The sequence below is a fragment of the Bradyrhizobium sp. WSM4872 genome, assembly GCF_055811715.1.
This window is the reverse complement of the sequence record NZ_JBVVPT010000008.1, coordinates 60,791-85,804: the sequence shown is the minus strand read 5'-3', so window position 1 is coordinate 85,804 and position 25,014 is coordinate 60,791. Positions and strand designations below refer to the sequence as shown.

25 protein-coding genes are annotated in these 25,014 nt (G+C 64.4%); 14 read left to right on the top strand and 11 right to left on the bottom strand.

The features are described 5' to 3' along the window. The first annotated feature begins 48 nt into the window (after window positions 1-48). A complete protein-coding gene (locus tag AC0L3C_RS13660; protein WP_473408221.1) occupies window positions 49-1,353 on the top strand; it encodes a PQQ-dependent sugar dehydrogenase in 1,305 nt (434 codons plus the stop codon). A gap of 222 nt (window positions 1,354-1,575) precedes the next feature. Here AC0L3C_RS13660 and AC0L3C_RS13655 read toward each other — a convergent pair whose 3' ends face one another. Both AC0L3C_RS13655 and AC0L3C_RS13650 read right to left on the bottom strand, forming a co-directional pair. Next, complete coding sequence (locus AC0L3C_RS13655; RefSeq protein ID WP_473408220.1) at window positions 1,576-2,400, bottom strand: aspartate dehydrogenase; 825 nt, start codon at window positions 2,398-2,400, stop codon at window positions 1,576-1,578. Window positions 2,401-2,437: 37 nt separating this feature from the next. Further along, window positions 2,438-3,355: a LysR substrate-binding domain-containing protein gene (locus tag AC0L3C_RS13650; RefSeq protein ID WP_473408219.1), complete on the bottom strand. Its 918-nt coding sequence runs from the start codon at window positions 3,353-3,355 to the stop codon at window positions 2,438-2,440. Between the two features lie 153 nt (window positions 3,356-3,508). Here AC0L3C_RS13650 and AC0L3C_RS13645 point away from each other — a divergent pair, with 153 nt between their 5' ends. The 6 genes from AC0L3C_RS13645 (at window position 3,509) to AC0L3C_RS13620 (ending at window position 7,566) form a co-directional block, all read left to right on the top strand. Further along, complete coding sequence (locus AC0L3C_RS13645) at window positions 3,509-4,807, top strand: MFS transporter (protein WP_473408218.1); 1,299 nt, start codon at window positions 3,509-3,511, stop codon at window positions 4,805-4,807. 21 nt (window positions 4,808-4,828) lie between these two features. Next, on the top strand, window positions 4,829-5,902 hold the full coding sequence (locus AC0L3C_RS13640; protein ID WP_473262891.1) for a tartrate dehydrogenase: 1,074 nt from the start codon (window positions 4,829-4,831) through the stop codon (window positions 5,900-5,902). Window positions 5,903-6,135: 233 nt separating this feature from the next. Next, window positions 6,136-6,591: a small heat shock protein HspD gene (gene hspD, locus AC0L3C_RS13635; RefSeq protein WP_473408217.1), complete on the top strand. Its 456-nt coding sequence runs from the start codon at window positions 6,136-6,138 to the stop codon at window positions 6,589-6,591. A gap of 116 nt (window positions 6,592-6,707) precedes the next feature. After that, the gene (locus AC0L3C_RS13630; RefSeq protein WP_473262893.1) at window positions 6,708-7,025 is read left to right on the top strand and encodes a hypothetical protein; all 318 of its coding nucleotides are present in this window, start codon (window positions 6,708-6,710) and stop codon (window positions 7,023-7,025) included. Window positions 7,026-7,051: 26 nt separating this feature from the next. Beyond that, window positions 7,052-7,291 carry a hypothetical protein gene (locus AC0L3C_RS13625; protein ID WP_473262894.1) on the top strand — a complete coding sequence of 80 codons (240 nt, stop codon included), beginning with the start codon at window positions 7,052-7,054 and terminating at the stop codon, window positions 7,289-7,291. Continuing rightward, a complete protein-coding gene (locus AC0L3C_RS13620; RefSeq protein WP_473262895.1) occupies window positions 7,288-7,566 on the top strand; it encodes a hypothetical protein in 279 nt (92 codons plus the stop codon). Before AC0L3C_RS13625 ends, AC0L3C_RS13620 begins: the two co-directional genes overlap by 4 nt. 66 nt (window positions 7,567-7,632) lie before the next feature. Here the strand turns inward: AC0L3C_RS13620 and AC0L3C_RS13615 are convergent, their stop codons facing one another. Next, window positions 7,633-8,565 (bottom strand): LysM peptidoglycan-binding domain-containing protein, encoded by a 933-nt coding sequence (locus AC0L3C_RS13615; protein WP_473262896.1) that lies wholly within the window; start codon window positions 8,563-8,565, stop codon window positions 7,633-7,635. Between the two features lie 128 nt (window positions 8,566-8,693). Then, complete coding sequence (locus AC0L3C_RS13610; protein WP_473408216.1) at window positions 8,694-9,311, bottom strand: CGNR zinc finger domain-containing protein; 618 nt, start codon at window positions 9,309-9,311, stop codon at window positions 8,694-8,696. 127 nt (window positions 9,312-9,438) lie between these two features. On the opposite strand from AC0L3C_RS13610, the gene AC0L3C_RS13605 reads away from it, so the two are divergent. Continuing rightward, window positions 9,439-10,290, top strand: coding sequence for an alpha/beta fold hydrolase (locus tag AC0L3C_RS13605; protein ID WP_473408215.1), 852 nt, complete (start codon window positions 9,439-9,441; stop codon window positions 10,288-10,290). Window positions 10,291-10,312: 22 nt separating this feature from the next. On the opposite strand, the gene AC0L3C_RS13600 is transcribed toward AC0L3C_RS13605, so the two are convergent. Both AC0L3C_RS13600 and AC0L3C_RS13595 read right to left on the bottom strand, forming a co-directional pair. Next, entirely contained in the window at window positions 10,313-11,302 is a 990-nt protein-coding gene (locus AC0L3C_RS13600) for a zinc-binding metallopeptidase family protein (protein ID WP_473408214.1), read from the bottom strand. Between the two features lie 402 nt (window positions 11,303-11,704). Further along, window positions 11,705-12,418 (bottom strand): hypothetical protein, encoded by a 714-nt coding sequence (locus AC0L3C_RS13595; RefSeq protein ID WP_473262901.1) that lies wholly within the window; start codon window positions 12,416-12,418, stop codon window positions 11,705-11,707. Window positions 12,419-12,696: 278 nt separating this feature from the next. On the opposite strand from AC0L3C_RS13595, the gene AC0L3C_RS13590 reads away from it, so the two are divergent. Together AC0L3C_RS13590 and AC0L3C_RS13585 are read left to right on the top strand one after the other, a co-directional pair. Then, window positions 12,697-13,620: an ABC transporter ATP-binding protein gene (locus AC0L3C_RS13590; protein WP_473262902.1), complete on the top strand. Its 924-nt coding sequence runs from the start codon at window positions 12,697-12,699 to the stop codon at window positions 13,618-13,620. Further along, window positions 13,617-14,378: an ABC transporter permease gene (locus AC0L3C_RS13585; protein WP_473262903.1), complete on the top strand. Its 762-nt coding sequence runs from the start codon at window positions 13,617-13,619 to the stop codon at window positions 14,376-14,378. The genes AC0L3C_RS13590 and AC0L3C_RS13585 overlap by 4 nt, the downstream gene beginning before the upstream one ends. Before the next feature lie 49 nt (window positions 14,379-14,427). On the opposite strand, the gene AC0L3C_RS13580 is transcribed toward AC0L3C_RS13585, so the two are convergent. Further along, on the bottom strand, window positions 14,428-14,751 hold the full coding sequence (locus tag AC0L3C_RS13580) for a hypothetical protein (RefSeq protein WP_473263058.1): 324 nt from the start codon (window positions 14,749-14,751) through the stop codon (window positions 14,428-14,430). A gap of 317 nt (window positions 14,752-15,068) precedes the next feature. Here AC0L3C_RS13580 and AC0L3C_RS13575 point away from each other — a divergent pair, with 317 nt between their 5' ends. From AC0L3C_RS13575 to AC0L3C_RS13565, 3 genes are all read left to right on the top strand, one after another. Next, window positions 15,069-15,839 carry a L,D-transpeptidase gene (locus AC0L3C_RS13575; RefSeq protein WP_473347895.1) on the top strand — a complete coding sequence of 257 codons (771 nt, stop codon included), beginning with the start codon at window positions 15,069-15,071 and terminating at the stop codon, window positions 15,837-15,839. Between the two features lie 225 nt (window positions 15,840-16,064). After that, the gene (locus AC0L3C_RS13570) at window positions 16,065-16,319 is read left to right on the top strand and encodes an acyl carrier protein (protein ID WP_018454262.1); all 255 of its coding nucleotides are present in this window, start codon (window positions 16,065-16,067) and stop codon (window positions 16,317-16,319) included. Window positions 16,320-16,343: 24 nt separating this feature from the next. Continuing rightward, window positions 16,344-18,044, top strand: coding sequence for a fatty acyl-AMP ligase (locus AC0L3C_RS13565; protein ID WP_473408213.1), 1,701 nt, complete (start codon window positions 16,344-16,346; stop codon window positions 18,042-18,044). Window positions 18,045-18,050: 6 nt separating this feature from the next. On the opposite strand, the gene AC0L3C_RS13560 is transcribed toward AC0L3C_RS13565, so the two are convergent. The 3 genes from AC0L3C_RS13560 to AC0L3C_RS13550 are packed head-to-tail and all read right to left on the bottom strand — an operon-like array spanning window position 18,051 to window position 21,426. Next, window positions 18,051-19,013, bottom strand: a complete 963-nt coding sequence (locus tag AC0L3C_RS13560) for a hypothetical protein (RefSeq protein WP_473408212.1) — start codon at window positions 19,011-19,013, stop codon at window positions 18,051-18,053. Window positions 19,014-19,038: 25 nt separating this feature from the next. Next, complete coding sequence (locus AC0L3C_RS13555; protein ID WP_473408211.1) at window positions 19,039-20,421, bottom strand: MBOAT family O-acyltransferase; 1,383 nt, start codon at window positions 20,419-20,421, stop codon at window positions 19,039-19,041. 45 nt (window positions 20,422-20,466) lie between these two features. Continuing rightward, the gene (locus AC0L3C_RS13550; protein WP_473408210.1) at window positions 20,467-21,426 is read right to left on the bottom strand and encodes an acyl-CoA desaturase; all 960 of its coding nucleotides are present in this window, start codon (window positions 21,424-21,426) and stop codon (window positions 20,467-20,469) included. A 158-nt stretch (window positions 21,427-21,584) separates the two neighbouring features. Here AC0L3C_RS13550 and AC0L3C_RS13545 point away from each other — a divergent pair, with 158 nt between their 5' ends. After that, window positions 21,585-22,568: a glycerophosphodiester phosphodiesterase gene (locus AC0L3C_RS13545; RefSeq protein WP_473408209.1), complete on the top strand. Its 984-nt coding sequence runs from the start codon at window positions 21,585-21,587 to the stop codon at window positions 22,566-22,568. Between the two features lie 87 nt (window positions 22,569-22,655). Here AC0L3C_RS13545 and AC0L3C_RS13540 read toward each other — a convergent pair whose 3' ends face one another. Next, on the bottom strand, window positions 22,656-24,932 hold the full coding sequence (locus tag AC0L3C_RS13540; protein WP_473408208.1) for a spermidine synthase: 2,277 nt from the start codon (window positions 24,930-24,932) through the stop codon (window positions 22,656-22,658). Between the last annotated feature and the right edge of the window lie 82 nt (window positions 24,933-25,014).

The following is a 25,014-nucleotide window of genomic DNA, read 5'->3' as shown; positions in this document are numbered from 1 at the left end:
CGTCTGCCCCGCCAGCCCGTTGGATGCGCGCGCAAACAGGGGCCTCTCATGACTTTTTCCAGCATCTTTGCGCAGTTCGTTGCGCTTCTCGGTGGCATCGCGCTGCAATGGCGAAAGCTGTCGGGCACCGTGCCTGCGCCGGCCTGGGGTCAGTCGCCCGCCATTCCCAAAGCCAAGCCGCAAGGCGCCATCCCGACACTGAAGATGCCGACGGCGCGGGGCTGGAGCGAAGGACAGAAGCCGACGGTCGCACCCGGGCTCAAGGTCAACGCCTTCGCGACCGGCCTCGACCATCCGCGCTGGATCGAGGTGCTGCCCAATGGCGACGTGCTGATCGCGGAGGCGACGCAGATCGCGGGGGCGCCGCGGTCCGTGTTTCACTACGCGATGCAGGCAACGATGCGGCGCGCCGCCGCGCTCGGCGTCAGCGCCAACCGCATCACGCTGCTGCGCGACAAGGACGGCGACGGCGTCGCGGAGTATCGCGGCGCGTTCATGGAAAATCTCAGCCAGCCGTTCGGCATGGCGCTGGTCGGCGACACCTTCTATGTCGGCAACACCGACGGCGTAATGGCCTTCCCGTACGTGGCGAATGCCGATCGCATCACCGTGCCTGGCAAGCGCCTCACCACTTTCAAGCCGAGCGGCCACTGGACCCGCAGCCTGCTCGCAAGCCCGGACGGCAAGAAGCTCTATGCCGGCGTCGGCTCGCTCAGCAACATCGCCGAGATGGGTATGGAGGTCGAGGAAGGCCGCGCCGCGGTCTACGAGCTCGATCTCGTCGCCGGCACGCACCGCATCTTCGGCGCCGGCCTGCGCAACCCGGTTGGTCTCGCCTGGGAGCCGACGACCGGTGTGCTCTGGACCGTCGTCAACGAGCGCGACGGCCTCGGCGACGAAACGCCGCCGGACTATCTGACCTCGGTGCGCGACGGCGGCTTCTACGGCTGGCCTTATTGCTACTGGGGCAAGACGGTGGACGATCGCGTGCCGCAGGATCCGGCGATGGTCGCCAAGGCGCTCACGCCGGACTACGCGCTCGGCGGCCATACCGCCTCGCTCGGCCTGTGCTGGATGCCCGCGGGCACGCTGCCGGGCTTCCCGGACGGCATGGCGATTGGCCAGCACGGCTCGTGGAATCGCAGTACGCTGTCCGGCTACAAGCTGGTGTTCATCCCGTTCGAGAACGGAAAGCCTTCGGGTCCCGCACGCGACATCCTGTCCGGCTTCCTCGCGCCCGACGAGAAAGAATCCTACGGCCGCCCGGTCGGCGTCGTGATCGGTCCCGACAAGAAGTCGCTGCTGATGGCCGACGACGTCGGCAACGTGATCTGGCGTGTGACGGGGGCGTAACCCTGACGAAGGTGCGTTCCCTCCCCCCTTGTGGGGGGGCTAGGGAGAGGGGTAGCCCAGCAAGAGGTGCCGATTGTTGACGATGCACCGAGGGTCGGTGCGCGATGGAGAATCCCCGCGCGGCACCCCCCTCCCTGCCCCTCCCCCACAAGGGGGAGGGAACGGAGAGAGCGATGCTGTTGGTCGAACTTGACTCGACCTCAACTCGTCACGCTTTGAAACTCACGTCCCAACACTGAGCGTGGCGCGCTGCTTGCGGAGCAGCGCGATCACCGACAGGGCCGTGATCAATCCGGTCTTGGGATTTTCGGACGGGATGTTCTCGATAGACATCGAGAAGCGTGCGGAATCCGCCTCGACTTCGATGCGATGAACATTGCGCGTCACGGTCGGGTCGGCCCAGATCTGCACCTGGGTGCGATCCGGCCCGACGCCCGCGAGCGACAGCGCCACCGCGACGTTGAGATTGGCCGGAAAGCCTTTCGCAGCCTCCCGCGCGGTGCCCTCGAACAGCTTGAGCGGCTCGCGCAGATTGTCGATATCGATGTTGTTCTGGACGATGAACGGCGCGCCCTTCAATCCGTCAATCGGCTTGCGCGTGACCATCTTCACCGAATGAATGGTGCCGATCGCAGCCGCGTTGACGGCGTCGAGCCCAATCAGCGCGCCGGTCGGCACGAGGATACGGCCGCCATTGGCGCGGGCGAGATCGACAAGATCGAAATTGTCGAGCAGCCCGCCGACGCTGACAACGACCGCGGCCTTGCCGCGTTTCACTGCGGGCTCGACGATCGCACGCAGTTGGCTGCTCGGCGCGCATTCGACGACGATGTCGGCGAGGTCGCCGAGCTGGTCGAGCGGCAGTACGGATGGCGGACGACGCAGGCTGCCGAGCAATTTCTGATGCTTTGCGGGGTCGCGCACCGCCACGGCCGAGAGCGTCAATCCCTCGATGCCCTCATCGAGCGCGGTCGCTATCTTGGTACCGATCGAGCCGAGCCCCGCGATGGCGACCCGCAGTTCGTTCGAAGCTTGCCGTTCAGTCATCGCATTACCCCTCTCGCCCAGCCGATGTCATAGCGCCTCAGGCGCCGCGCGCATAGCTGCGCAAGCGCGTCTCGAGCACGGACAGCATCGCGTCACGGGCCGGATCACGCGAGCCGCGCAGCCATGCGGCAGCGAGCGGCAGCCGGCCGACGGGTCCGATCTGCTTTGGCCGCAGCGGCACGAAGCACACGCCTGATACCGCCATTCGCGTGGACCAGCGCGGCACGATCGCGACCCCGAGCCTGGTTGCGACGAGATTGATGATGGTCTGCTTCTCGTCGGCGACCTGCACGATGCGTGGCGTGAGGCCTGCCTGCTCGAACAGTCTTATCGTGAGGTCGTGGCTGTGCGGCCGCGAGCGGCGGTCCGGCACCAGCATCGCTTCGCCGGCGATCTCCGCCAGCGTGATCGACTTGCGTTTGGCCAGCGCGTGGCGCTGCGGGAAGGCCACGATGGCTGTCTCCTGCAGCAGATCGCGGAATTCGAGCCGCTTGTCCCGCTGAGCCGGCGGACGCACGAAGGCGAGATCGAGCGCGCCGGTCAGGATCTTCGGCAGCAGCCGGACGGTCTTCTCCTCCAGAAGCTGCACCGCGATATCAGGGTGCTTTGCGCGGAAGTCGCGGAGCAATGCCGGTAACAGCCCCGCCGCGGCACTGTCGATGGCGCCGACCCGGAGTTTTCGAGCAGCCCCTGCACGCGAGCGATTGCGCAGATTGGTCTCGATCGCCCCGACGCGGGCGAGAATGGCACGGGCATCGCGCAGCAGCGTCGCGCCATCTTCCGTCAGCGACACCGCCCGCGTCGTCCGCGCGAACAGCCGCGTGTCCAGATCTTGCTCCAGCAGCTTGATCTGGCGGCCGAGCGCGGAGGGCATCATCTGGAGATGCTGCGCCGCGCGGCCGAAATGCAACTGCTCGGCCGCCGCCACGAAGCATCGCAACTGATGCAATTCCATTCGCTGTCCTCTGATCCTGTGACGGGATTATATCATTTTTTTGTATAAACCAGTGCCGATTGAGTCCCCCAGCCGCTCCCGCCTAGCTTGGCCTTCGAAGTGGACCTTCAGGGTCCGCCGTCACAACGAATACCGGGAATTAGGGAGGCTGGGATGGCGAGCGAGATTCAGACGCGCGTGCTGCGCAAGATCTCATGGCGCATCGTTCCCTTCATCATGCTGCTCTACTTCGTGGCCTTCATCGACCGCGTCAATATCGGCTTCGCCTCGCTGACGATGAACAAGGACATCGGCCTGTCGCCGACCGTCTACGGCTTTGGCGCCGGCATCTTCTTCTGGGGCTACTTCCTGTTTGAGGTGCCCTCCAACATCATTCTGCACAAGGTCGGCGCGCGGATCTGGATTGCGCGGGTGATGATCACCTGGGGCATCGTGTCGGCCGCGATGGCCTTCGTGCAGGGCCCGAACAGCTTCTACGTGCTGCGCTTCCTGCTCGGCGTCGCCGAGGCCGGGTTCTTTCCCGGCATTATCCTCTATCTCTCCTATTGGTTCCCGGCACGCCAGCGTGCCGCGGTGACTGCGCTGTTCATGGCGGCGGCGCCGCTCTCGACCGTGCTGGGATCGCCAGTCTCGGGCGCGCTTTTGGAGATGGACGGAATGCTCGGCTTCAAGGGCTGGCAATGGCTGTTCGTGCTGGAGGCGCTGCCGGCGGTGCTGCTGGGATTCGTGGTGCTGGCATTCCTCACGGACCGGCCGGAGAAAGCAAAATGGCTCGCGGATGACGAGCGGCGCTGGCTGGTCGAGACCATGAACGTGGAGACCACCAGCAAGGCTGCGACCTCGAAGCACAGCATCTGGCGCGGGCTCGCCGATCCGCGGGTGCTGGCGCTGGCGCTGATCTATTTCGGCACCTCGGCCGGCCTCTACACGCTCGGCGTCTGGGCGCCGCAGATCATCAAGCAGTTCGGCTTGTCCTCGCTCCAGGTTGGATTCCTCAACGCGCTGCCGGCGAGCGCCGCCGTGGTCGCCATGGTGCTGTGGGCGCGCCATTCGGATCGCACCGACGAGCGCACCTGGCACGTCGTTCTGGCCTGCCTGCTCGCGGCGACGGGGCTCGCCTTTGCCGGACTTGCGACCGGCGTCGTGACCGTGCTGATCGCGCTGGCGCTCGTCAACATCGGCATCTCCTCGGCGAAGCCACCGCTGTGGAGCATGCCGACGTTATTCCTCTCCGGCCCTGCTGCGGCGGCGGGAATCGCCACGATCAACTCGATCGGCAATCTCGGCGGCTTCGTCGGTCCCGCCATGATCGGCTGGATCAAGGACCAGACCGGCAGTTTCGTCGGCGGGCTCTACTTCGTTGCCGGCCTGCTGGTTCTCTCCGCGGCCCTGACCCTGCTATTGTCACGCGTGAAGACCGCGCCCGTCGAACCCGTCACACAATCCCATTGATATCTGAAACGGAGCACTCCCATGCGTACCCATTCGATTGCAGCGATCCCCGCCGACGGCATCGGCCCCGAGGTCATCTCCGCGGGCGTTCGCGTGCTGGAGGCGCTGGCCAAACGCAGCGGCGACCTCGCCTTCAACATCAAGACCTTCGACTGGGGTTCGGACTATTACAAGAAGCACGGCGTCATGATGCCGGCCCACGGCCTCGCGGAGCTCAAGAAGTTCGACGCGATCTATTTCGGCGCGGTCGGTGCGCCCGACGTGCCCGACCACATCACGCTGTGGGGCCTGCGCCTGCCGATCTGCCAGGGCTTTGACCAATATGCCAATGTGCGGCCGACCAAGATCTTGCCGGGCGTCGCCTCGCCGCTGCGCAATGTCGGCGTCGGCGACCTCGACTGGGTGATCGTGCGCGAGAATTCGGAGGGCGAATATGCCGGCATGGGCGGCCGCGCCCACAGGGGTCTCCCGGAAGAGGTCGGCACAGAGGTCGCGGTGTTCACCCGCGTCGGCGTGACGCGGATCATGCGCTATGCGTTCGAGCTCGCGCGGTCGCGTCCGCGCAAGTTCCTGACCGTGGTGACCAAGTCGAACGCGCAGCGCCATGGCATGGTGATGTGGGACGAGATTGCCGCCGAGGTCGCGGTCGAATTCCCTGATGTGACCTGGGACAAGATGCTGGTCGACGCCATGACGGTGCGCATGACGCTGCATCCGAAGAGCCTCGACACCATCGTCGCGACCAATTTGCACGCCGACATCCTCTCCGACCTCGCCGGCGCGTTGGCGGGAAGCCTCGGCGTGGCGCCGACCGGCAATATCGATCCGCAGCGCCGCTTCCCCTCGATGTTCGAGCCGATCCACGGGTCGGCCTTCGACATCACCGGCAAGGGCATTGCCAACCCGGTCGCGACGTTCTGGACCGGCGCGCAGATGCTCGAGCATCTGGGCGAGAAGGATGCCGCGGTGCGGTTGATGGCGGCGGTGGAGAAAGTATGTGCAGCCGGCGTGCTGACACCCGACGTCGGCGGCACGGCGACGACGAAGGACGTGACGGATGCCGTGATCGAGGCAATCCACGGATCGAACGTCTAGTCCGAGCTGCGTCTCCTCCCTCCCCCATTCTTGCGGGGAGAGGGTTGGAGCCGGAGGCGCCAGGGATTCCAAAAAATTTTGGAGCCCCTCTTGAAACCAGAACGGGCTTTTTTTATTTTTCCGCTGCCGCCGAGAGGTGGTGTTCCCGACGCCTGGTGGGTCGGGAAGCTGAGACGGGCACCGGTCGTGTCCGGTGTCGTTCGTATCCATTTTGCTCCTTGGAGGATCTGGCTATGCGCACTTACGACTTCTCTCCCTTGTGGCGTTCGACCGTTGGCTTCGACCGCCTTTTCGACCTCGTTGAAACGGCACAGCGTGCCGGCGAGGACAACTATCCCCCCTACAACATCGAACGTCTCGGCGAGGATCGCTACCAGATTTCGCTTGCGATTGCGGGCTTCTCGCCCAACGAGGTCGCGGTGACGGCCGAGCAGAACGCGGTGACCGTCGAGGGAAACAAGCCGGACAGAACCGAACGCGAATATCTCTACCGGGGCATTTCCGCACGGCCGTTCAAGCGGCAGTTTAACCTGGCCGATTATGTTCAGGTGCACAGCGCCTCGTTCGAGAACGGCCTGCTCAAGATCGAACTGGTTCGGGAAATCCCTGAAGCCATGAAGCCGCGGCGAATTGCCATCAATGCCGCGCCGTCCGGCAACGTGCATCAACTCGAGGGCAAAGCCGCCTGAATTCGGTCTGTCGGAGACCTGGTGATCCCGCCCGATCGCCGGGCGGGATCGACCATGGCCTTCGACTGCGTACCCGAATGCAAGTCAGAGGTTTAGAGAAAGGAGGAGGACCTCTCATGCTCGATCATGTCGACAACATCATCGATCTGAACGCGATACTGCACCCTGGCTCTGTCTATGATCATCCCCGCGACGTCATAGCCGATCCAACTCTGTCGATCCGCGAGAAGCGCGCGATCCTCGCGTCCTGGGCTTCGGACGCAGCCAGTGTCGCCTCGAGTCCGGCACTGCGGGAGATGCCCGGCTCGGGCAAAACCGTCACCATCGACGAAATTCTGGAAGCGCTCGCGAGCCTCGACCACCATCCGAAGGGACCTCCGGGCGGCAAGCCGGTCCGCACACGATCGGTCGAGCGAACCGGCCTCGCAGCGTAGGCAACGACAGCTCGACGGGGATTACGATGATGGTTGATGAAGAGCTGGCCTTGTTGCGCGGCCACCGCAGCAACATCAGCCGCTATCAGCGGTTGCTCAAGACCGAGCTGACCGAGTTCGAACGGCGGTTCATCGAGAGACGTGTGTCCGAGGAGCGCTCGGCGATCGAGAAGCTCGCTGTGTCTGCCTTTCCGCTCACCCTTCAGGCTCCGAACGGCGCGATGGGGAACGCAACCACGCGCCTGACGGCAAGCAGCCACGGGTGATCGACATGCCCGAACACCTCCCGACCTTCGAAGTGTTCCTGAAGAAATGCGGTCGAAGGACATGGCGGTGGCGTGTCTGCACGACGGAAGGACGCCTGGTCATGCACGGCTTCGAAAATGGCCGACCCGCCGCAAAATATGCGGCTGAAAGGGCATTGTTTCTGATGCTTCTCGCCGCGCCCTATCGCCCGGCGGGCCGGGCTTCCGCCACGGCGCGCTCCTCCCTGGCGACATCAGCATCAAGATGGCTGCCGCGACACAAGATGCGTGAATGACAGGGGCCGCGTGGGATGGTGCCTGGCATCAGCCAAGCCCATCCCGGCCATCTCCGTTGCTGACGCTTACCGCCGTCCGGGCGGTGGGGTCGCCATGGCGGCTGTCGGGTCGGGCGGCGTCAGGTGGCGCGGGACGATGATGGACTGGCCGGGGGTAAGCGTCGCGTTCTCCGGCAGCGAGTTGCTCTGGGCGAGCGACCACAGCGGCACGCGATTGGCTGCCGCGATGCTCTCCATGGTGTCGCCGCGGCGCACCGGTAGCCGCACGCCACTGTCCCACAATTCGACGAGCGTATTCGCCGGCACGAGATAACGCAGGGGCACGGCATCGACCTGCGTCTGGGGCGGGATGCGCGGCAACTGCGCGACCATGTCGACGATCTGACGGTGGATGTCGTCGGACTTCTCGATGTTGATGTGGCTGACCCGCGCGTTCTCCTTCAAATCATAGCTCGCATAGTGACCGCGATAACCCGGCACAGCGACCACGTTGCCGCCGCCAAGCACGCTGTCGGAGAGGTAGATGTTGATGAAGCGCTCGACATTGAGCGGCACGTCGCCGGTCGCATGCGCGGGATCGATGGTGATGACGAGGCTGATCGGGATGTTCTCCTTGGCCGCCATCTCGGAGATGACGATCGAGCAAAGCCCGCCCATCGAATGCCCGATCAGCACGATCGGCGCCGGCGTTTCCTTGTAGCTGGAGATGGCACGATCGCCGATCCATCGGCAGATGGTGAATTCATAGACGTTGGCCGAAAAGCCGGCCTGCGTCAGCTTCTCTTCGAGCCGGTCCATGCCGGTGGAGAAGAACGGCCCCATGGCGCCACGGAACAAGTAAATCTTCGGCGGCGGCAATGGCTCGAACGGTGGGGGCGGCGGCGCGGCGGGTGCGGCCGCGGCGGGCTTCGTCTTGGCAGGTGAGGCAACGGCCGTCCCGGTGCTGAAAGCAAGCAGCGCAACGGCTGCCAGCGCGAGAAGTCGCCTCAAATCGATCATCAGTCCAGCAGTCCCACTCCGGGAGGCTGCAGCCTCCCCCAAAGGCGCTTAGTGACGGCCGATTGGGTGGAATTTGGGGCACGGAACCAGGGCTCGATCGCCGCTGATTTGAGCATCTCGGCGCCCAATCACTGCATGCTTTTGAGCCTGCTGCGGTGGGCGGCCTGTTTCGCGCGGTTGCCGCAGACCGCCATGATGCACCATCGCCGCGCGCGCCTGCGCGTGTGGTCGGCGAACAGCATGGTGCAGTTGTGGCCCTCGCACGCCTTGACGTTCGAAAAATCCTCGTCGCAGACGAACTTCGCCATGGCTTCGCCAACCGGCAGCAATAGCGCTTCCGGCGATCGCCAGCGCCGCCTCATTCGCAATGCGAGAGCGCCGCCATCGTCATGCCCGGGCTCGATCCGCCTGAAGGATTCGTCGCGCTCCAGCAGGCTGTTCAACGGACCGAGCTCGCGCAAGGCATCTGGCGTGAGCGGCCGGCCTGCATGCTTGCGCACGAATCCCCTGAACCATTCGCGCAAGGCGCGCGCCTGATCCGCGACCTTGTCCAGCTCGTCCGGCGTGGCGCGGGCCGTCAGCGCGTGCAGATCATCCGGCGGCACCAGCTTCGCCTGCGCCAGCCAGTCGATCAGGCCATGACCATCGTTGATCCAGTCCACCGGCGTATCGACCGGTGTCGCCACCGAGTTGAGAAAGTCGAGGCCGAGCGAGTCGGCGATGAACATGGCGGGCGGGCGGTCCATGAGCGGTCCTTGGCCGGTCGGGAGAACATGGACGAAGATAACCAGTTAAAGCGTCATTGACAAGTTACGTAAGCGCGAAGTAACCTCTCAAATAGCTTTTGTACGGTTATATCCAAGGGAGAATGCCATGGCCGCAATTACGTACCGCAGCGCGGATGTCGACGGATTCAAGGTGGCCTATCGCGAGGCCGGCACTGTCGGCGGGCCAAAACTCTTGCTGCTGCACGGCTTCCCGAGCGCAGGCCACATGTTTCGTGACCTCATCCCATTGCTGGCGGGCAGGTTTCATATCGTGGCGCCGGACCTTCCCGGTTTCGGCCAATCCGACATGCCTTCGCGCGAAAGCTTCCGTTTCACGTTCGATAGCATCGCGCGCGTGATCGAACGCTTCACCGAACTGATCGGCTTCGACCGGTTCGCGGTCTACGTTTTCGATTACGGCGCGCCGACTGGTTTCCGGCTTGCGCTCAGTCACCCCGAGCGGATCACGGCGATCATATCGCAGAACGGCAACGCCTATGAGGATGGCCTCAGCGACAACTGGACTCCGCTCAAGACCTATTGGCAGGATCCCTCGCCGGCCAATCGCGACGCGCTCCGCGCGCTCCTCACGCCGGAAGCGACGCGCTGGCAGTACACGCATGGCGTTCCCGATCCGACGACCGTGTCACCGGACGGCCAGAACCTCGACAATTTCTACCTTGCGCGCCCGGGGTCAGACGACGTGCAGCTCGACCTGTTCGGCTACTACAAGAGCAACGTCGCGCTCTACCCCGCCTTCCAGGACTATTTCCGCAAGCACAAGCCGCCGATCCTCGCGGTCTGGGGCAAGAACGATCCGTTCTTCATTCCGCCCGGCGCCGAAGCGTTCAAGCGCGACAATCCGAACGCCGTGGTGCAGTTCTTTGACACCGGTCATTTCGCGCTGGAGACGCACGCGAAGGAGATCGCGGACAGCATTCGTATCTTCCTGACGTAACGGGGGCTGTCCGCCGCGACGTTTACGCCGCCAAGCTCTGCTGATCGCGGAATGCGCTGATCGCCATGTGGACGAGATGCAGCTTGCCTTTGACCGCCGGCGATATGTCGAAGGGATATGCGTCGCTCATCCCGAGCGAGCGGTTGAGTTCGTTGATGCTGCGGGCAAGCGGCATCCACAGTGCCAGGAGTGCCTCGAAGTCGCTCTCGAGATAGGGATCCGTCAGGGTCTGGCGGGCGCGCTCGTCCAGCGCCAACGGCAAACCTGCCAGCGAGTCGAGCGTCGACACGATATGCAGGAAATGCGCGAACGTTTCCGCCCAGTCCTCCCAGGGGTGGGACGTGGCGTACTCGCTGATGAAGCCGCTTCGGTCGTATGAACGATCGGCGCGGCTGTAATAGGAGTTGATCGCGGCCTGATAGTCCTGCGCCTGGTCACCGAAGATCAGCTTGAACGGGGCCTGGAATGTCGTGCCGTCGACGAGCAGGTCCCAATAGAAGTGACCGATCTCGTGCCGGAAATGCCCGAGCAGCGTGCGGTACGGCTCCCGGAATGCAACGCGGCGAGATTCTCGCTCGACATCGTCGGCCTCGGCAAGGTTGAGCGTGATGAGGCCCGAGAGATGCCCCGTCAGGATCGGACTGACCTCGTCCGAGAGAATGTCGAAAGCCAATGCTTCGCCGGTGCGCGATGCGAGCGGAAGCCTGAGGCGGCCGAGATCATAGAGGAGACGGCGCTTGGCTACCTCCATGCGGCGCCAGAGCATGACGTTTCTGGTGCTGCCGAGGTCTGGAATCGTACGCGTGAGGCGGCACGAGCCGCAATACCAGTCCGCGCCCTCGACAGACCAATTGCAGCCGATGATCTCGCGATTGCGGCAAGCTTGATGGGATGCAAGTTTCGTCATCTCGATGCGCGAGGAATCGAACGCCAGCTCGGTGCTGCAATTCGTGCACGCGACGTGCTCGAACGAGACAGGATGGCGGCATGACGGGCACTGAAAAAACTTCACGTGGACTAGCCCCAGACAGACGGCACGCCGGAAAACCGGCCTGTCAATTAGAGGAACTCTTATCGCTTGCGACCGTCGCTGTTGCCGGCGAGCAGCGCACGCTGCGTTCGGAGCGCGTGCTGCCTCAACAGGCCGGCTCGCTTCGCGCTCAATTGGCTCGATTGAGGCTGCGGCTTTTTCTCAAGGACATTTTCGGAAACAGGTCGACCGGCCCACGCTCGCTCGGGCTGAACCGCCATGGGGCCGACGTTTCGTTTCCTTGTCATGGTGTGACAACACCAGATCGTGTGCCGAGTTCCCTTCCTTCGACCGGCAGGTGATCGAGTTTGGCTCTGCAGATACGACAATGCCGCCGTCGGCATGACGGCGGCATTGTCAATTCAGCGGCTTGCGGCGAAGGGGTTAATTCCGGGGAGCCGTTGCCGCCGCCGAGCGGGCGGACCTGGGCGCGCCGGGTTCGGCAACGGGAGCAGGTGCGCGCGAGCGCATGATTGCGGCGTCGATCTCGGCAATCACGCGGCGCTGGATCGCCTCGTTCTTGTCGATCGAGATGTGGCCGACGCCGGAGCCGCGGACGTCGACATTGTCGAGCTTGCCGCGAAAACCGTCCGCGCGCTTCACCGGCTCGCCGGGGCCGTCGCCGATATAGATGTTGATGTAGCGCTCCGCGCCGGTCGACAGCTTGGTCTTGAACACGGAGTCGAGCCCGATCGCGAGTTTCACGGGCACGCCGAGACGGTTGAGCTTGGCGATCATGTCCGGCAGCGCGGTCGCGCCGGAGGAGTGCCCGACCAGCACGATGGTCTTGAGCCGGCCGGCCTTGTAGGCGGTTGCGGCCTCATCGGCGAGCGAGGACCAGGACACGAAATTCGCGACGGTCACCGGGATGCCCTGCGCCTGGAGCCGGGCGCCGATCGTGTCGAGCCCGAGCGAGAAGATGTTGAGCACGCCGCGGAGCAGATAGACATGCGTGGTCGCGACCGCAGCCTGGCTCGGCGCCGCCTTGGCGGTGGTCGGGCTGATGGCAACAGCTGACAGCAGGAGCAGGCCCATCGCCCACGCACGGAGGGCGGACAACTGGCTGGCGCCAGCGGTGTGACGGCCGTTCGGTGTCATCGATCTTTTCCCTGGGAATATGCTTCGGCCGGAATCGTAGCCATGGCCTGCTCGCAGACGCAACAAAGAGCCGCGTGAACGACGATCTTAGCAGCAAGCCGTGACCATCGCGCAACACTTGCCCGAAACCTGCCACGGAAGGGCCTGTTTTGAGGCCATTCTTCTCCAGCTAATTGCAGCCGCGCGAGGCCCTTCCTATCTCAGGGCTCCGCTGACCCGCCCCTCACGGCTGGTTCCAGCCCCCCTCCCAGCCTTATCCCCTCAGACTTGCGGCCATCATGTCCTCCATCATTTCCGTCGCCAGTTTGTCGAAGACCTATGGGTCCGGCTTCAAGGCGCTCAAGAACGTCAATCTCGACATCAAGCGCGGCGAAATCTTCGCGTTGCTCGGCCCCAACGGGGCCGGCAAGACCACGCTGATCTCGATCATCTGCGGCATCGCCAATCCGAGCGAAGGCAAGGTCCTCGTCGGCGGCGAGAACATCCAGACCTCCTATCGCAAGGCGCGCTCGCTGATCGGGCTGGTGCCGCAGGAATTGCACACGGACGCTTTCGAGAGCGTGTGGGCGACGGTGAGCTTCTCCCGCGGGCTGTTCGGCAAGCCGAAGAACCCCGATCATATCGAGAAGGTGCTGAAGGACCTCTCGCTGTGGGACAAGAAGGACAGTAAGATCATCACGCTCTCCGGCGGCATGAAGCGCCGCGTGATGATCGCCAAAGCGCTGTCGCACGAGCCGCAGATCCTGTTCCTGGACGAGCCGACCGCCGGCGTCGACGTCGAGCTGCGCAAGGGCATGTGGGAGGTGGTGCGCACGCTCCAGCAATCCGGCGTCACCATCATCCTGACCACGCATTACATCGAGGAAGCCGAGGAGATGGCCGACCGCATCGGCGTCATCAACAAGGGCGAGATCGTGCTGGTGGAGGACAAGGCCACTTTGATGCAGAAGCTCGGCAAGAAGCGGCTGACGCTGCATCTGCAGGCCAAGCTCGATGCGCTGCCGGAGAGCCTCAGGCATTACGAGCTCGACCTCTGCGACGGCGGCGCGACCCTGGTCTACGACTACGACACCAAGGGCGAGCGCACCGGCATCACCAGTCTGCTCGGCGACCTCCGCACCGCCGGCATCCGCTTCAACGATCTCGACACGACGCAATCGTCGCTCGAGGACATCTTCGTCGATCTCGTGAGGGCGTCATGAACTACCGGGCTGTCCGCGCCATCTATCTGTTCGAAATGGCGCGCACCTGGCGCACGCTGCTGCAAAGCATCGTCTCGCCGGTGGTCTCGACCTCGCTGTATTTCGTGGTGTTCGGCGCCGCGATCGGCTCGCGCATCAGCCAGGTCGAGGGCGTCAGCTACGGCACCTTCATCGTGCCGGGCCTGATCATGCTCTCGGTACTGACGCAGAGCATCGCCAACGCCTCGTTCGGCATCTACTTCCCGAAATTCACCGGCACGATCTACGAGATCCTGTCGGCGCCGATCTCCTATTTCGAGATCGTGCTCGGCTATGTCGGCGCGGCCGCGACCAAATCGATCATCCTCGGCCTGATCATCCTCGCCACCGCCGGACTGTTCGTGCCGCTGCACATCCATCATCCGGTCTGGATGCTGGCCTTCCTGGTGCTGACGGCGGTAACGTTCAGCCTGTTCGGCTTCATCATCGGCATCTGGGCCGACGGGTTCGAAAAGCTGCAGATGATCCCGATGCTGGTGGTGACGCCGCTGACCTTCCTCGGCGGCAGCTTCTATTCCATCGACATGCTGCCGCCCGCCTGGCGCACGGTGGCGCTGCTCAATCCGGTCGTCTATCTGATCTCCGGCTTCCGCTGGAGCTTCTACGAGATCGCGGACGTCAGCGTGGCCGTCAGCATCGGCATGACGACGGCATTCCTGGTGATCTGTCTGGTCGTGATCTGGTGGATTTTCCGCACGGGGTATCGGTTGAAGAACTGATCCTGGCCGTCATTCCGGGGGCACGCGCGCGCCCCGGAATCGCCAGGGGTTACCGATAGCAGTGGAAGCGGTTGTATCCGTCGTAATAGCCGCGGCAGCGACGGTGGCCGCGATGGGGAATGCCGAACACCCCCTCGACCGCGCCCACGGCACCGCCGACACCCGCGCCGACCGCGCCACCCACCACGCCGCCGACGGGGCCGGCGATCCGGTTGCCTTCATAAGAACCTTCCTGTGCGCCCCGAACGATGCCCTGGGCATGGCCAGGCTGGGGGACGCAGGACAGCGCGGCCAGAACGGCGGCGCCGGCGAAGAGCAGACGGAAAGGCAGACCAGCCGGCCGTGAAGCGGCGGCGACGCAAACTTTGTTCATCTTCATTCCCAAAGGTAAAACCGGCCGCGGAAGCCGCCGGTCGAGGCGGGTTACTTCTAGTGCCGATGCAGCCAAATGGTTGCACCATTGTGATGAATTGTCGGCGTTGTGAACGCATCTCCGCTCGCGAAAATGTCAGCGCCGCCGCTGGCTTTGCGGCGCTAAGCGGCCTTGCTTACGCCGGGCGTCCCGTTAACGATGGCAATAAGGTTAGCTTTGCAGCCCGCTGGAACGAAAGCCGGATTGCAGGCATAGTGCACGCCGGGGGACGGAGAGCCGCGGCGCCTAGTGTGAACAGGCCGGAGGCCAGAAGTCAGATGCGTTCGTTTTTTATTGCTTTCACCTCCCTGATGCTTTTGAGCGCGGGCACCGCGCAGGCCAAGGTCGAGATCACCGTCGACAAGGACAATCAGCAGATGACCGTCGCCGTCGACGGCGTCGCGCGCTACCACTGGCCGGTGTCGACAGGCATCCCCTCGCGGGAGACGCCGAACGGCGCGTTCCGCACCTTCCGCATGGAAGAGGATCACTATTCCAAGGAATTCGACGACGCGCCGATGCCGCACGCGATCTTCTTCACCAAGGTCGGGCACGCCATCCACGGCACCGACTCGGTCGGTCGGCTCGGCACGCCCGCCTCGCATGGCTGCGTGCGGCTGTCGCGCCAGAATGCCACGACGCTCTACGCGCTGGTGCAGCAGCAGGGCGTGCTCAACACCACGGTGACGCTGACCGGTTCGGCGCAGGTGGCGCTCGCCCGCAATCCGCGTGGCCGCAACCCCACGGCAGTGGCCCGCGCGCCGCAGCCCGCGGAAGAGCAATACGCCACATCGGGCGATCCCGTGAATCTGACGCCTCAGGCCGCACCTGCCCGCCGCTACATGCCGCAGGACGACAACTACATCTATCCGGCCGACGGCAGCGACACCGGCGCGCGCTACCCCGCGCCGCGCGGCAGCCGCCCGCTCTATGACGCACAGGTCTATCAGCAGCAGCCGCAGCAATATTACAACCAGGGCAACGGCACCTATTATCAGCCGCAGCCCCGGCAGGTTTACCAACCGCGTGGCTATTACTACCAGAACTGACGCTATCTGGACGCGGCGTTGCCGGGCAATCGAATCAGAAAGCCGCTGCCGCGACGGGCGCTTGCCGCAGTCGACCGCAGGAAATAGCGCCGGCCTGTGCACGGATTGGGCACCGGCCGACGCAAGGAAGCAACAGTCCACAACCTTCAACGCCGCGGCGTTCCGGCCAAATTGACAACCAGGGGGTCGCCCGTATTGTCGTTCCCATTGTTTCTGGGACATGACATGACACGCGAGCAGATTTCGGATTTCTGCGTTACCGCCCTGGCAAATATCCTGCGAATTTCGAGCGACCGCGTCGACATCGGCACGAAATTCAGCCGCCTCGGGCTCGATTCGGCGATGCTGGTCTACCTGATGATGGAACTCGAGGAGAAGCTCGACCTCGAACTGTCGACGGACGACTTCTACGACCATCCGACCGTTGAGGCGCTGTCGCGATTTCTCGCCGACAAGCGCGCAATTCGCCCCGCCGCCTGAGGGCGGCTGAAGCCGGCGCAGCCCATGGAAACCTTCCGCTCGCTCGTGGCACTGCTGGCCCGGCGTGCGGCGGAGCAGGCCGACGACCGCGCCTATGTCTTCGTCTCCGATCGCGGGACGGAGGAAGCTGTGCTCACCTTTCGCCAACTGCATCACTCCGCATCCGCGCTCGCGTCGCGACTGACCGTGGCCGCGCGCCCAAGCGACCGCGCCATCCTGGTGTTTCCCCCCGGCATCGAATTCATGGTGGCGTTCTTCGGCTGTCTGATGGCCGGCATCATCGCCGTGCCGATGATGATGCCGCGGCGAAACAGCGCCCGAGATGCCAGCGCCGCGATCCTCGCCAATTGCACGCCGGCGGTGGCGCTGACCAATTCGACCGTCTTGCTCCGTGGTGATCTGCGGGCACGCTTCGCGCATGAGAACATTCGCTGGATCGAGGTCGATCTCGCGGCGGCCGACGGTGAGACGATCGAACTACCCGAGCCGGCGCCGGACGACATCGCCTTCCTGCAATACACCTCCGGCTCGACGTCCGCGCCCAAAGGCGTGATGGTGAGCCACGCCAATCTGCTCGCCAATCTCGAGATGATCCGGCTCGCGCTCGGCAACACCCGGCAATCGACTTACGTCAATTGGGTGCCGCTCTATCACGACATGGGGCTGATCCTGAACGCACTGCAGGCGCTCTATGTTGGGGCGACCTGCGTGCTGATGGCGCCGAATGCGTTCATGCAGCGGCCGCTCGGCTGGCTGCGCGCGATCTCGCATTTTCGCGCGGAAGTGGCTTGCAGCCCAAATTTCGGCTTCGACCTCTGCGTCAGCCGCTATCGCGCCGACCAGATGGAGGGCGTCGACCTGTCCTCGCTCAGGATCACGCTGAACGGCGCAGAGTCGGTGCATGCGGAAACCATCGAACGGTTCGTCCAGACATTTGCGCCGCACGGCTTCGATCCGCGCGCGATGTATCCCGCCTACGGAATGGCGGAAGCGACGCTCCTGATTTCCGGCGGACGCCGAGGCGGCGGTCATGTCACACGCAGCGTGAGCCGCACGGCGCTTCAGGCGCATGCGGCGCAGCCGCCCTCCAGCGCCGAAGATACCCAGATCGCCGTCGGCTGCGGCCGCGCGCTGACCGCCGAACGGATCGCCATCGTTGACGCGGACGACCAGACGCGCCTGCCGGCCGACCGGGTCGGTGAAATATGGGTGAACGGCCCCAATGTCGCACGCGCCTATTGGCGCAACGACGAGGCGACGCGCGAGGGGCTCAATGCGCAGATTGCCGGCGAAGACGGGGCGTGGCTGCGCACCGGCGACCTCGGCTTCCTCGACGCCACCGGCGAATTGTTCGTCACCGGACGGATCAAGGACCTCATCATTATCCGTGGCATCAACCATTATCCGCAGGATTTGGAGCGCACGGTGCAATCCCTCGACCAAGCTTTGCGCGAAAACTGCGGCGCGGCGTTCTCGGTGCCCGACGAGAGCGGTGAGGAGGCACTCGTCATCGTCCAGGAAATCGAGCGCACCGCGCGCCACTCAATCGACACCGAAGCCATCAAGGGCCGGATTCGCGAGGCCGTCGCAGACAACCACGAGCTCTCCGCGCGTCACATCGCGCTGATCCGGCCCGGCACTCTGCCGAAGACCACCAGCGGCAAGATCCAGCGCAAGCTCGCACGCAAGCTCTGGCTCGATGGCGGATTCGAGCAGCTCGGCTGAGACGATTCAGAAATCGATCTTCGCGCTCTCTCCATCGCGCAGGCTCGCAGCGATCCCCTGCTCGATCTTGCGCGCGAGGATTGGGCGATAGTGGATGAAGTCGGCAAAATTGGCGCGGTCGCGCGTGAGATCATTGTCAACGCGATAGCTGATGAAATTGCTGCGCGGTCGGCCCGCGACCACTTTTTTGAGCGCGGCGTCGCAGGCGCTGCGCTCCAGGGCGGGTTCCGTGGCGGGCTTCGGCACGGTGGTTGCGAAGGTCGGCGGCACGATGATGACGACGGGCACATCGGCCGGCAATGTCCTGACGGTAGCTGCCAGCGCAGCGATCTCGGGAAATGCCGCCCGCATCTCGGCTGAAAGTGACGGCGCCGGATCCCTGGGCCAGCCGACTTCCTTGAATTGACCCGGCGGCCAGATGTCCTCATAGCTGACAAAGCCGTCCGGGTTCATCCGTGGTCGCCGGCCAAGCCCGATACTGATCCGCTGAAAAGCGTGCTCGACCGCCTGCCAGGAGATCAGCCGTGCTGCGTAGGTGACGACGCTTCTGTCATAGAGCCACTCGGGAAACGGGACGCCGCCCTCCTCCTTGGCCCGTGCATGCACGCACCAGCCGGGGTCGGTTACGATCACCAGTGCGCCGACCTCCCGGTGATTCCGCAGGAAGAAGTCCAGCACCGCGAGCTCCTGGCGGGGAAACGCACCGGTCATGTAGAGCTGTACGAACCGCAGGCCGGTTACGCGCGACAATTCCGTCGGCTCGATCATCTGCGCCGTCGAGTTGCCCAGGATCGCAGCATTGAAATCCGGATTCCGCGCGCGGCTCGCAGCCGTGATCTGGGTGAGGCGATTATCGACGCCGTCGATACCGAGCAGGCCGAGCTTGCCGCTGTCATAGGGATCGACCGCCACCATCAGTGCGAGCACCAGCAGCGCAGCCCCGATCAGCGTGCCCAGACAAGCGATCAAGCTCCGGCCCCAGCCGGGGTCGGTCTCAGAACTTGAAGTAGACGAAGTCATGGAGATCCCGACCACCCATGTGAAGCAGCAGTGCGAACAGCCCGAGACCGAGCAGGCCCGCGAGCCACGGATTGGGACGGCGCGTGAGCACCGCCACGATGTCCTGGCTCGCCGGCAGCAGGAAGGCGAACAGCGGCGCTACAATCAGCGGCCACAAATGCTTTCCGCGCTCGAGCGGCAGCGGTGAAACCAGTCCGGCGAAGACATGCCAGGCCGCCTCCACCGATCCCGCACGAAAGATCACGCCGGTCGCGAGTACGAACAACACGGTGAGCGCCCAGCCGAGCCATGACGGGAACTCCGGGCCATAGCGACGCCACAGCGTGCTGGCGACCAGCGCAAGCCCGTGCAGCAGGCCCCACAGCACGAAGGTCCAGCTCGCGCCGTGCCACAGGCCACACAGCGCCATCGTGATCATCATCGCGCCGAAGAACTGCACGGGCAGCCAGCGCCGCGGCAACAGGCGCAGATTGACCAGCGGATAGAACACGTAATCGCGGAGGAACAGCATCAGGGTGATGTGCCAGCGCTGCCAGAAATCCTGGATGTTGGTCGAGCGCAGCGGCGCATCGAAATTGTATGGCAGCTGCACGCCGAACAGCAGGCCGAGGCCGATCGCGATGTCGGAATAGCCGGAGAAATCGAACAGGATCTGGAAGGAGAAGCAGAAGGCGAGCCAGGCGTCACCGCTCGCGAGCGGCCCGTTCGCTGCCTGCACGTAGATGGGATCGAGCAGATGCGCGAGGCCGTCGGCGATCACGATTTTTTCAAACAGGCCGATCGCGATGAAACAGGTCGCGACGCAAAACTGACGCTGCCAGCCCGGAACGTAGACCTGCCTGCCGAACTGATGCATCACCTCCGACCAGCGCGCCAGCGGGCCGGCAATCGCCTGCGGAAAGAAGGCGATGTAGAGCGCGTAGCGGTCGAGCGCATAGAGCGGCGCCCTGCCGCGCTTCAGGTCGACCAGATACATGATGTGGTGGAAGGTGAAGAAGGAGATACCGAGCGGCAGCCCGACCTCGAGCACCGGCAACCTCGTACCCAGCACGAGACCGAGATTGGCGAGAAGGAAGTTGGCGTATTTGAACAGCGCCAGCAGCGCGAGATCAAGCCCGATCACCAGCGTCAGCACCGCCGGCCATTTCACGCGCCCATAAGCGACCGAAGCGAGCCAGTTGATCGCGATGGAGCCGATCAGGAGCAGGATGAAGGACGGGCTGCCCCAGGCATAGAAGGTGAGCGACAGCGCAACCTGCACACCGATGCGCAACTGCGGATAGGGATCGGCCAGGCGATAGATCAGCAGCGCCGCGGGCAGGAAGACCAGGAGAAAGGGATAGTCGTTGAACAGCATCGGTTCACAGCCGCGCCATCGCCGGCGTGAGCCGGCGGATGATGCTCAGCCCGTTTCGAGGTCGGGCGCAGCGTCGCCCGGCTGCCGCAGCATGCGTCGCGCAATCTTTTCCTCGCTCGGCACCTTGACGTCCCAGGCCAATCCGAGCGCTTCCAGGGCGCGGATGAAGACAAAGCCGGGATCGAACTCGAACCAGCGCAGGCCGAAGGCCGCGGAATAGGGAAAGGCGTGGTGATTGTTGTGCCAGCCCTCGCCCCAGGCGAGCCAGGCCATCACGCCGAGATTCCGGCTGTTGTCGTCGCGGGTGACGAAGGGCTGCGCGCCGAAGCTGTGCATCACGGAATTGATGGCCGACATGGTCTGCTCGACCACGAACATGCGCACCACGCCGCCCCAGAGCAAGCCGGTCAGTGCGCCCCACGGGCTCATCGTGGCGAGGCCGCCGATCGCGGCCGGCAGCACCAGGCCAAGACCGACCCAAGTGTAGTAGTAGCTGTTGACGGCAACCAGCCTGCGATCCGCCATCAGATCCGGGACATAGTGCGCGACGTTGGGATAATCGTGCGCGATCATCCAGGTCAGGTGCGCGTGCAGGAAGCCGCGCAGGCGGCCGAACGCGCCCTCGCCGTGCAGCCGCGGCGAATGCAGATCGCCGTCGTGATCGGACAATTCGTGGTGCCGGCGGTGCATTGCCGCCCAGGACAGCATGGGACCGCGGCCGGCCATCGATCCCATCACGACCAGGATCGCACTCATCGCCGTGGAGGTCGCGAAGGCGCGGTGGGTGAAGAGCCGGTGATAGCCGACGGTGAGGCCGAGGCCGGTGACCAGCCAAAAGCCGACAAACAGGCCAAGCTCCATCGCGCCGATCGGGCGGTAGAGCAGAAGCGCCAGCGCCAGCAGCGTGCCGAGGAAGGGCAAAACGTCGAAGATGATGAAATGCCGGCGCTGCATCCGGCTAAAATGCCGGCTACGGATAATTCGATGATCGCGTTGCTGCTGCACGGGCGGGATTCCAGGGCGCCGACTATGAGTACATACCCCCGCGGCGGCCGCAACCCAAGTCACCGCCGAAGCTTTCAACAGCCCCGAAAGCCTATACTATGGGCCGGACACGCCCAAATGCGTTCAAATATCCCTTTCCGCTTGCCCCACGAGCCGCCATGCCGTCACGTGCTGCGACGATCTTGATCGTGCTATTACCTCTCATTGCGGGACCCGCCATGGCATTCGATTCGGAGGCTCATCGCGGCGGGCGGGCACTGCTGCCGGAAAACACGCTTCCGGCCTTCGCCAACGCGCTGTCGATGGGCGTGGACACGCTGGAGCTCGACGTCGGCATCACCGCTGACGGCGAAGTCGTCGTGTCGCATGAGCGCGGGCTTAATCCCGATATCACACGGGATGCGAGCGGCGCCTATGTCGCGGCCCCCGGCACGCCGTTCGTAAAACTGCGGCTCGCCGACGTCAGGACCTACGACGTCGGCCAGATCCGGCCAGACAGTCCTTACGCGAAGCAATTCCCCGACCAACGCGCCATGCCGGGGACCCGCATTCCAACCTTGAGCGAGCTGTTCGCGCTGGTGCGCAAATCCGGCAATACGCGCGTGCGCTTCAACATCGAGACCAAGATCGATCCGAACCATCCCGACGAAACGCTCGATCCCCAAGCTTTCGTCACCAGACTGCTCGCCCTGATCGAAGCCGAAAAATTCTCCGACCGCGTCATGATCCAGTCGTTCGACTGGCGGACCCTGCTGCTGGTCCAGCAGCGGGCCCCGAAGATGCCGACGGTGTACCTGACGCTCCAGCGCGGCTCGGGCCAGACGGTGGCGCTGGACAAGGCGACCAATTGGACGGCGGGATTCAGCCCGGCCGATCACGGCGGGTCGCTGCCCCGAACCATCAAGGCTGCGGGCGGCGCGATCTGGTCGCCCTATTTCGGCGATGTGACCGCGGCGCTGATCGCCGAGGCCCATGCGCTCGGGCTGCGGGTCGTGGTCTGGACGGTCAACAAGCGTGAAGACATGGTGCGCATGATCGAGATCGGCGTCGACGGGATCATCTCCGACAGGCCCGATTTGTTGCGGCAAGTCGCGGGCGAGAAGGGAATTGCGTTGCCCGCGGGGAGCCCGGTGGAGCCGTAGAAGCAAGTCTCGTGTCCCGGCTCTGCAGCGCATCGCTAAAGAAGCGCTGCGCTGCGTCCGGGGCACGAGAGTGTTGCCATGTCGTCCCTACTCCCCGTCCCGCAAGCGCCGGTACAGCGCGCCCAGAATGTTGGAGTAGTCGTCGGTCCAGACCCGCACCCTGTCGTCGGCTTCGGTCTGCTCCCAAGATTTGGACGATGCGAGCCTGCCGACGTCGGCATCCTCTCGGGCGGAGATGACGACGTCGGTCGAGAAGATGTAGTCGCCATCGCGCCCCGAATCCTCGTTGTAGACCCAGCTCTTGAGATCATTGGCATCGGCGATGCCGACCACGACGGTCTCGAGATCGAGGTGGCGGTTGGAGACGTGCATCACCACGGCGCCGTGCGGAGCGAGCTTGTCCTTGTAGATCTTCATCGCCTCTTCGGTCGCAAGATGGATCGGGATCGCATCCGACGAATAGGCGTCGACGATGATGAGATCATAAGCGCCGTCCGGCTCCTTCGCGAAGGTGAGACGGGCATCTCCGATCACCGGCTTCAGGCCCGGCATGCAGCTCGAGATGTAGCGGAAATTCTTCGGATCGCTTGCCGCGTCGACCATAGACTGATCGATCTCGAAGAATGTCCAGCTCTCGTTTGGCTGGGCGGCGCAGGCGAGCGTGCCCGATCCGACGCCGATCGCTGCGACCTTCAGCGGCGCGCCCTTCCGCTCGCGGATCGCGGTCACGGCCTGACCGATGCCGCCGTCCCTGTGATAGTAGGTGATCGGCTCGGGCCGGCCGGTCACCGGCGTGCCGTCATTGTTGAGGAAGCGCTCGGCGCCGTGGATCGTGGTGCCGTGCATCAGCACGTGGAAATAGCCGCCGGGCGTCACCACGATCTTGTGCACGCCGAAGAAGCTGCGCACCGTGGTGACGCGGCCTTCGTCCGCCGGATAAACCCGGATCAACGCCAGCGCGAGCGCGATGGTGGCGAATATCTTCCAGCGGCCGGCGTTGACCGTCAGCGCCAGCAGCGCGGCGAGCACGCCGACGCCGCCGGCCGTCCAGACGCGGTGATCCTCGAACCAGGTCGACAGCCCGCCCGTCGTGGTGGACGGCACAACGAGCACGACGGCCAGCGCTGCAAGCGCCAGCCAGTACCATTTGACGATGCCCGCCAGCCGCTCGTTCGCGGGCGGCCGGCACAGCGCGGCCAGCGCGATCAGGATCGGATATTCGGCGATCCAGGAGAATGCGAACGGCGCGACGAGCCCCGCGAATAGGCCGCCGACCATGCCGCCGAACGACAGCGCGACATAGAATCCGGTGAGATATTTCGCGGCCGGCCGTGTCCGCGCCAATTCGCCGTGGCAGGCCATCGCGATGACGAAGAAGCACAATTGATGCCCGCCGAGCGTCAGCAGCAAATTCTGTTCGCCGCCGAACGCCAGCAGCAAGACGACGCCCGCGATCGCGACCGGTTGGAGCATCAGCATCCATTTGTGCGGCAGCAGCGGCCGCGACTGGAACACCACCACCCAGGTCAAGAGGTACAGCGACAGCGGCAGCACCCACAGCAGCGGCGCGGCCGCAACGTCGGTCGAGATGTGCGCGGTGACGGCGATGAGCAGGCCGGACGGCACGCCGGCGGGGAATATCCAGCGCAGCCGCGTCATGAAACCGGGCGCCGGCGCATTCAAATCCTCGGTTCGCGCATCGACCATGGCGAGCTTCGGCGAGCGCAACAGCAGCACGCCGCATGCGGCGATCAGGACGATCAGAATGCCGTAACCGCCGGTCCAGAGCCGGTTCTGCGTGTGCAGCGTGAACATCGGCTCCAGCAGGAACGGATAGGACAGCAGGGCGAGGAAGCTGCCGATGTTGGAGGACGCATAGAGGAAATAGGGATCATGTCCGGCGGGATGCCCGGTGCGGACAAACCAGGCCTGCAGCAACGGATTGTTGGCGGCGAGCGCGAAGAACGGCAGCCCGATCGAGATCACGAACAGGCCGAGCAGCCAGATTGCGTAGCCCGAAGCGGGCGGATCGCCATAGGCCGAGGCGATGCCGAGCGGCAGCGTGGCGAAGGCCGCGATCAGCAGCAGGAGATGCACCACCACGGGAACGATGCGGTTCCTCACCTGCATCAACACATGCGCATAGGCGTAGCCCGCCAGCAGCAGCGACTGGAAAAACACCATCGCCACCGACCACACCGCCGGCGAGCCGCCGAGCCGCGGCAAAACCATCTTCGTGAACAGCGGCTGCACCGAGAATAGCAACAGCGCGCTGACGAAGATCGCGGCGGTGTAGACCGTCAGCAGCAGCCGGTTGCGTGACGAGGACGGCAGCTCCGTGGCGGGTTGCACGATCGAATCCATGGAAGCTCCAGCATCTCCCGGCGGGCGCCGGGCGCGCGCAATGGAGCACAAGGCGCCTGAACGGGCAATAAAGGGTCTCCTG

Excerpts from the sequence above, each read along its gene's own strand:
- AC0L3C_RS13660 (WP_473408221.1), top strand. The coding sequence starts at position 49 with ATGACTTTTTCCAGCATCTTTGCGCAGTTCGTTGCGCTTCTCGGTGGC.
- AC0L3C_RS13655 (WP_473408220.1), bottom strand. The coding sequence starts at position 2,400 with ATGACTGAACGGCAAGCTTCGAACGAACTGCGGGTCGCCATCGCGGGG.
- AC0L3C_RS13650 (WP_473408219.1), bottom strand. The coding sequence starts at position 3,355 with ATGGAATTGCATCAGTTGCGATGCTTCGTGGCGGCGGCCGAGCAGTTG.
- AC0L3C_RS13645 (WP_473408218.1), top strand. The coding sequence starts at position 3,509 with ATGGCGAGCGAGATTCAGACGCGCGTGCTGCGCAAGATCTCATGGCGC.
- AC0L3C_RS13640 (WP_473262891.1), top strand. The coding sequence starts at position 4,829 with ATGCGTACCCATTCGATTGCAGCGATCCCCGCCGACGGCATCGGCCCC.
- hspD (WP_473408217.1), top strand. The coding sequence starts at position 6,136 with ATGCGCACTTACGACTTCTCTCCCTTGTGGCGTTCGACCGTTGGCTTC.
- AC0L3C_RS13630 (WP_473262893.1), top strand. The coding sequence starts at position 6,708 with ATGCTCGATCATGTCGACAACATCATCGATCTGAACGCGATACTGCAC.
- AC0L3C_RS13625 (WP_473262894.1), top strand. The coding sequence starts at position 7,052 with ATGATGGTTGATGAAGAGCTGGCCTTGTTGCGCGGCCACCGCAGCAAC.
- AC0L3C_RS13615 (WP_473262896.1), bottom strand. The coding sequence starts at position 8,565 with ATGATCGATTTGAGGCGACTTCTCGCGCTGGCAGCCGTTGCGCTGCTT.
- AC0L3C_RS13610 (WP_473408216.1), bottom strand. The coding sequence starts at position 9,311 with ATGGACCGCCCGCCCGCCATGTTCATCGCCGACTCGCTCGGCCTCGAC.
- AC0L3C_RS13605 (WP_473408215.1), top strand. The coding sequence starts at position 9,439 with ATGGCCGCAATTACGTACCGCAGCGCGGATGTCGACGGATTCAAGGTG.
- AC0L3C_RS13595 (WP_473262901.1), bottom strand. The coding sequence starts at position 12,418 with ATGACACCGAACGGCCGTCACACCGCTGGCGCCAGCCAGTTGTCCGCC.
- AC0L3C_RS13590 (WP_473262902.1), top strand. The coding sequence starts at position 12,697 with ATGTCCTCCATCATTTCCGTCGCCAGTTTGTCGAAGACCTATGGGTCC.
- AC0L3C_RS13585 (WP_473262903.1), top strand. The coding sequence starts at position 13,617 with ATGAACTACCGGGCTGTCCGCGCCATCTATCTGTTCGAAATGGCGCGC.
- AC0L3C_RS13580 (WP_473263058.1), bottom strand. The coding sequence starts at position 14,751 with ATGAACAAAGTTTGCGTCGCCGCCGCTTCACGGCCGGCTGGTCTGCCT.
- AC0L3C_RS13575 (WP_473347895.1), top strand. The coding sequence starts at position 15,069 with ATGCGTTCGTTTTTTATTGCTTTCACCTCCCTGATGCTTTTGAGCGCG.
- AC0L3C_RS13570 (WP_018454262.1), top strand. The coding sequence starts at position 16,065 with ATGACACGCGAGCAGATTTCGGATTTCTGCGTTACCGCCCTGGCAAAT.
- AC0L3C_RS13565 (WP_473408213.1), top strand. The coding sequence starts at position 16,344 with ATGGAAACCTTCCGCTCGCTCGTGGCACTGCTGGCCCGGCGTGCGGCG.
- AC0L3C_RS13555 (WP_473408211.1), bottom strand. The coding sequence starts at position 20,421 with ATGCTGTTCAACGACTATCCCTTTCTCCTGGTCTTCCTGCCCGCGGCG.
- AC0L3C_RS13545 (WP_473408209.1), top strand. The coding sequence starts at position 21,585 with ATGCCGTCACGTGCTGCGACGATCTTGATCGTGCTATTACCTCTCATT.
- AC0L3C_RS13540 (WP_473408208.1), bottom strand. The coding sequence starts at position 24,932 with ATGGATTCGATCGTGCAACCCGCCACGGAGCTGCCGTCCTCGTCACGC.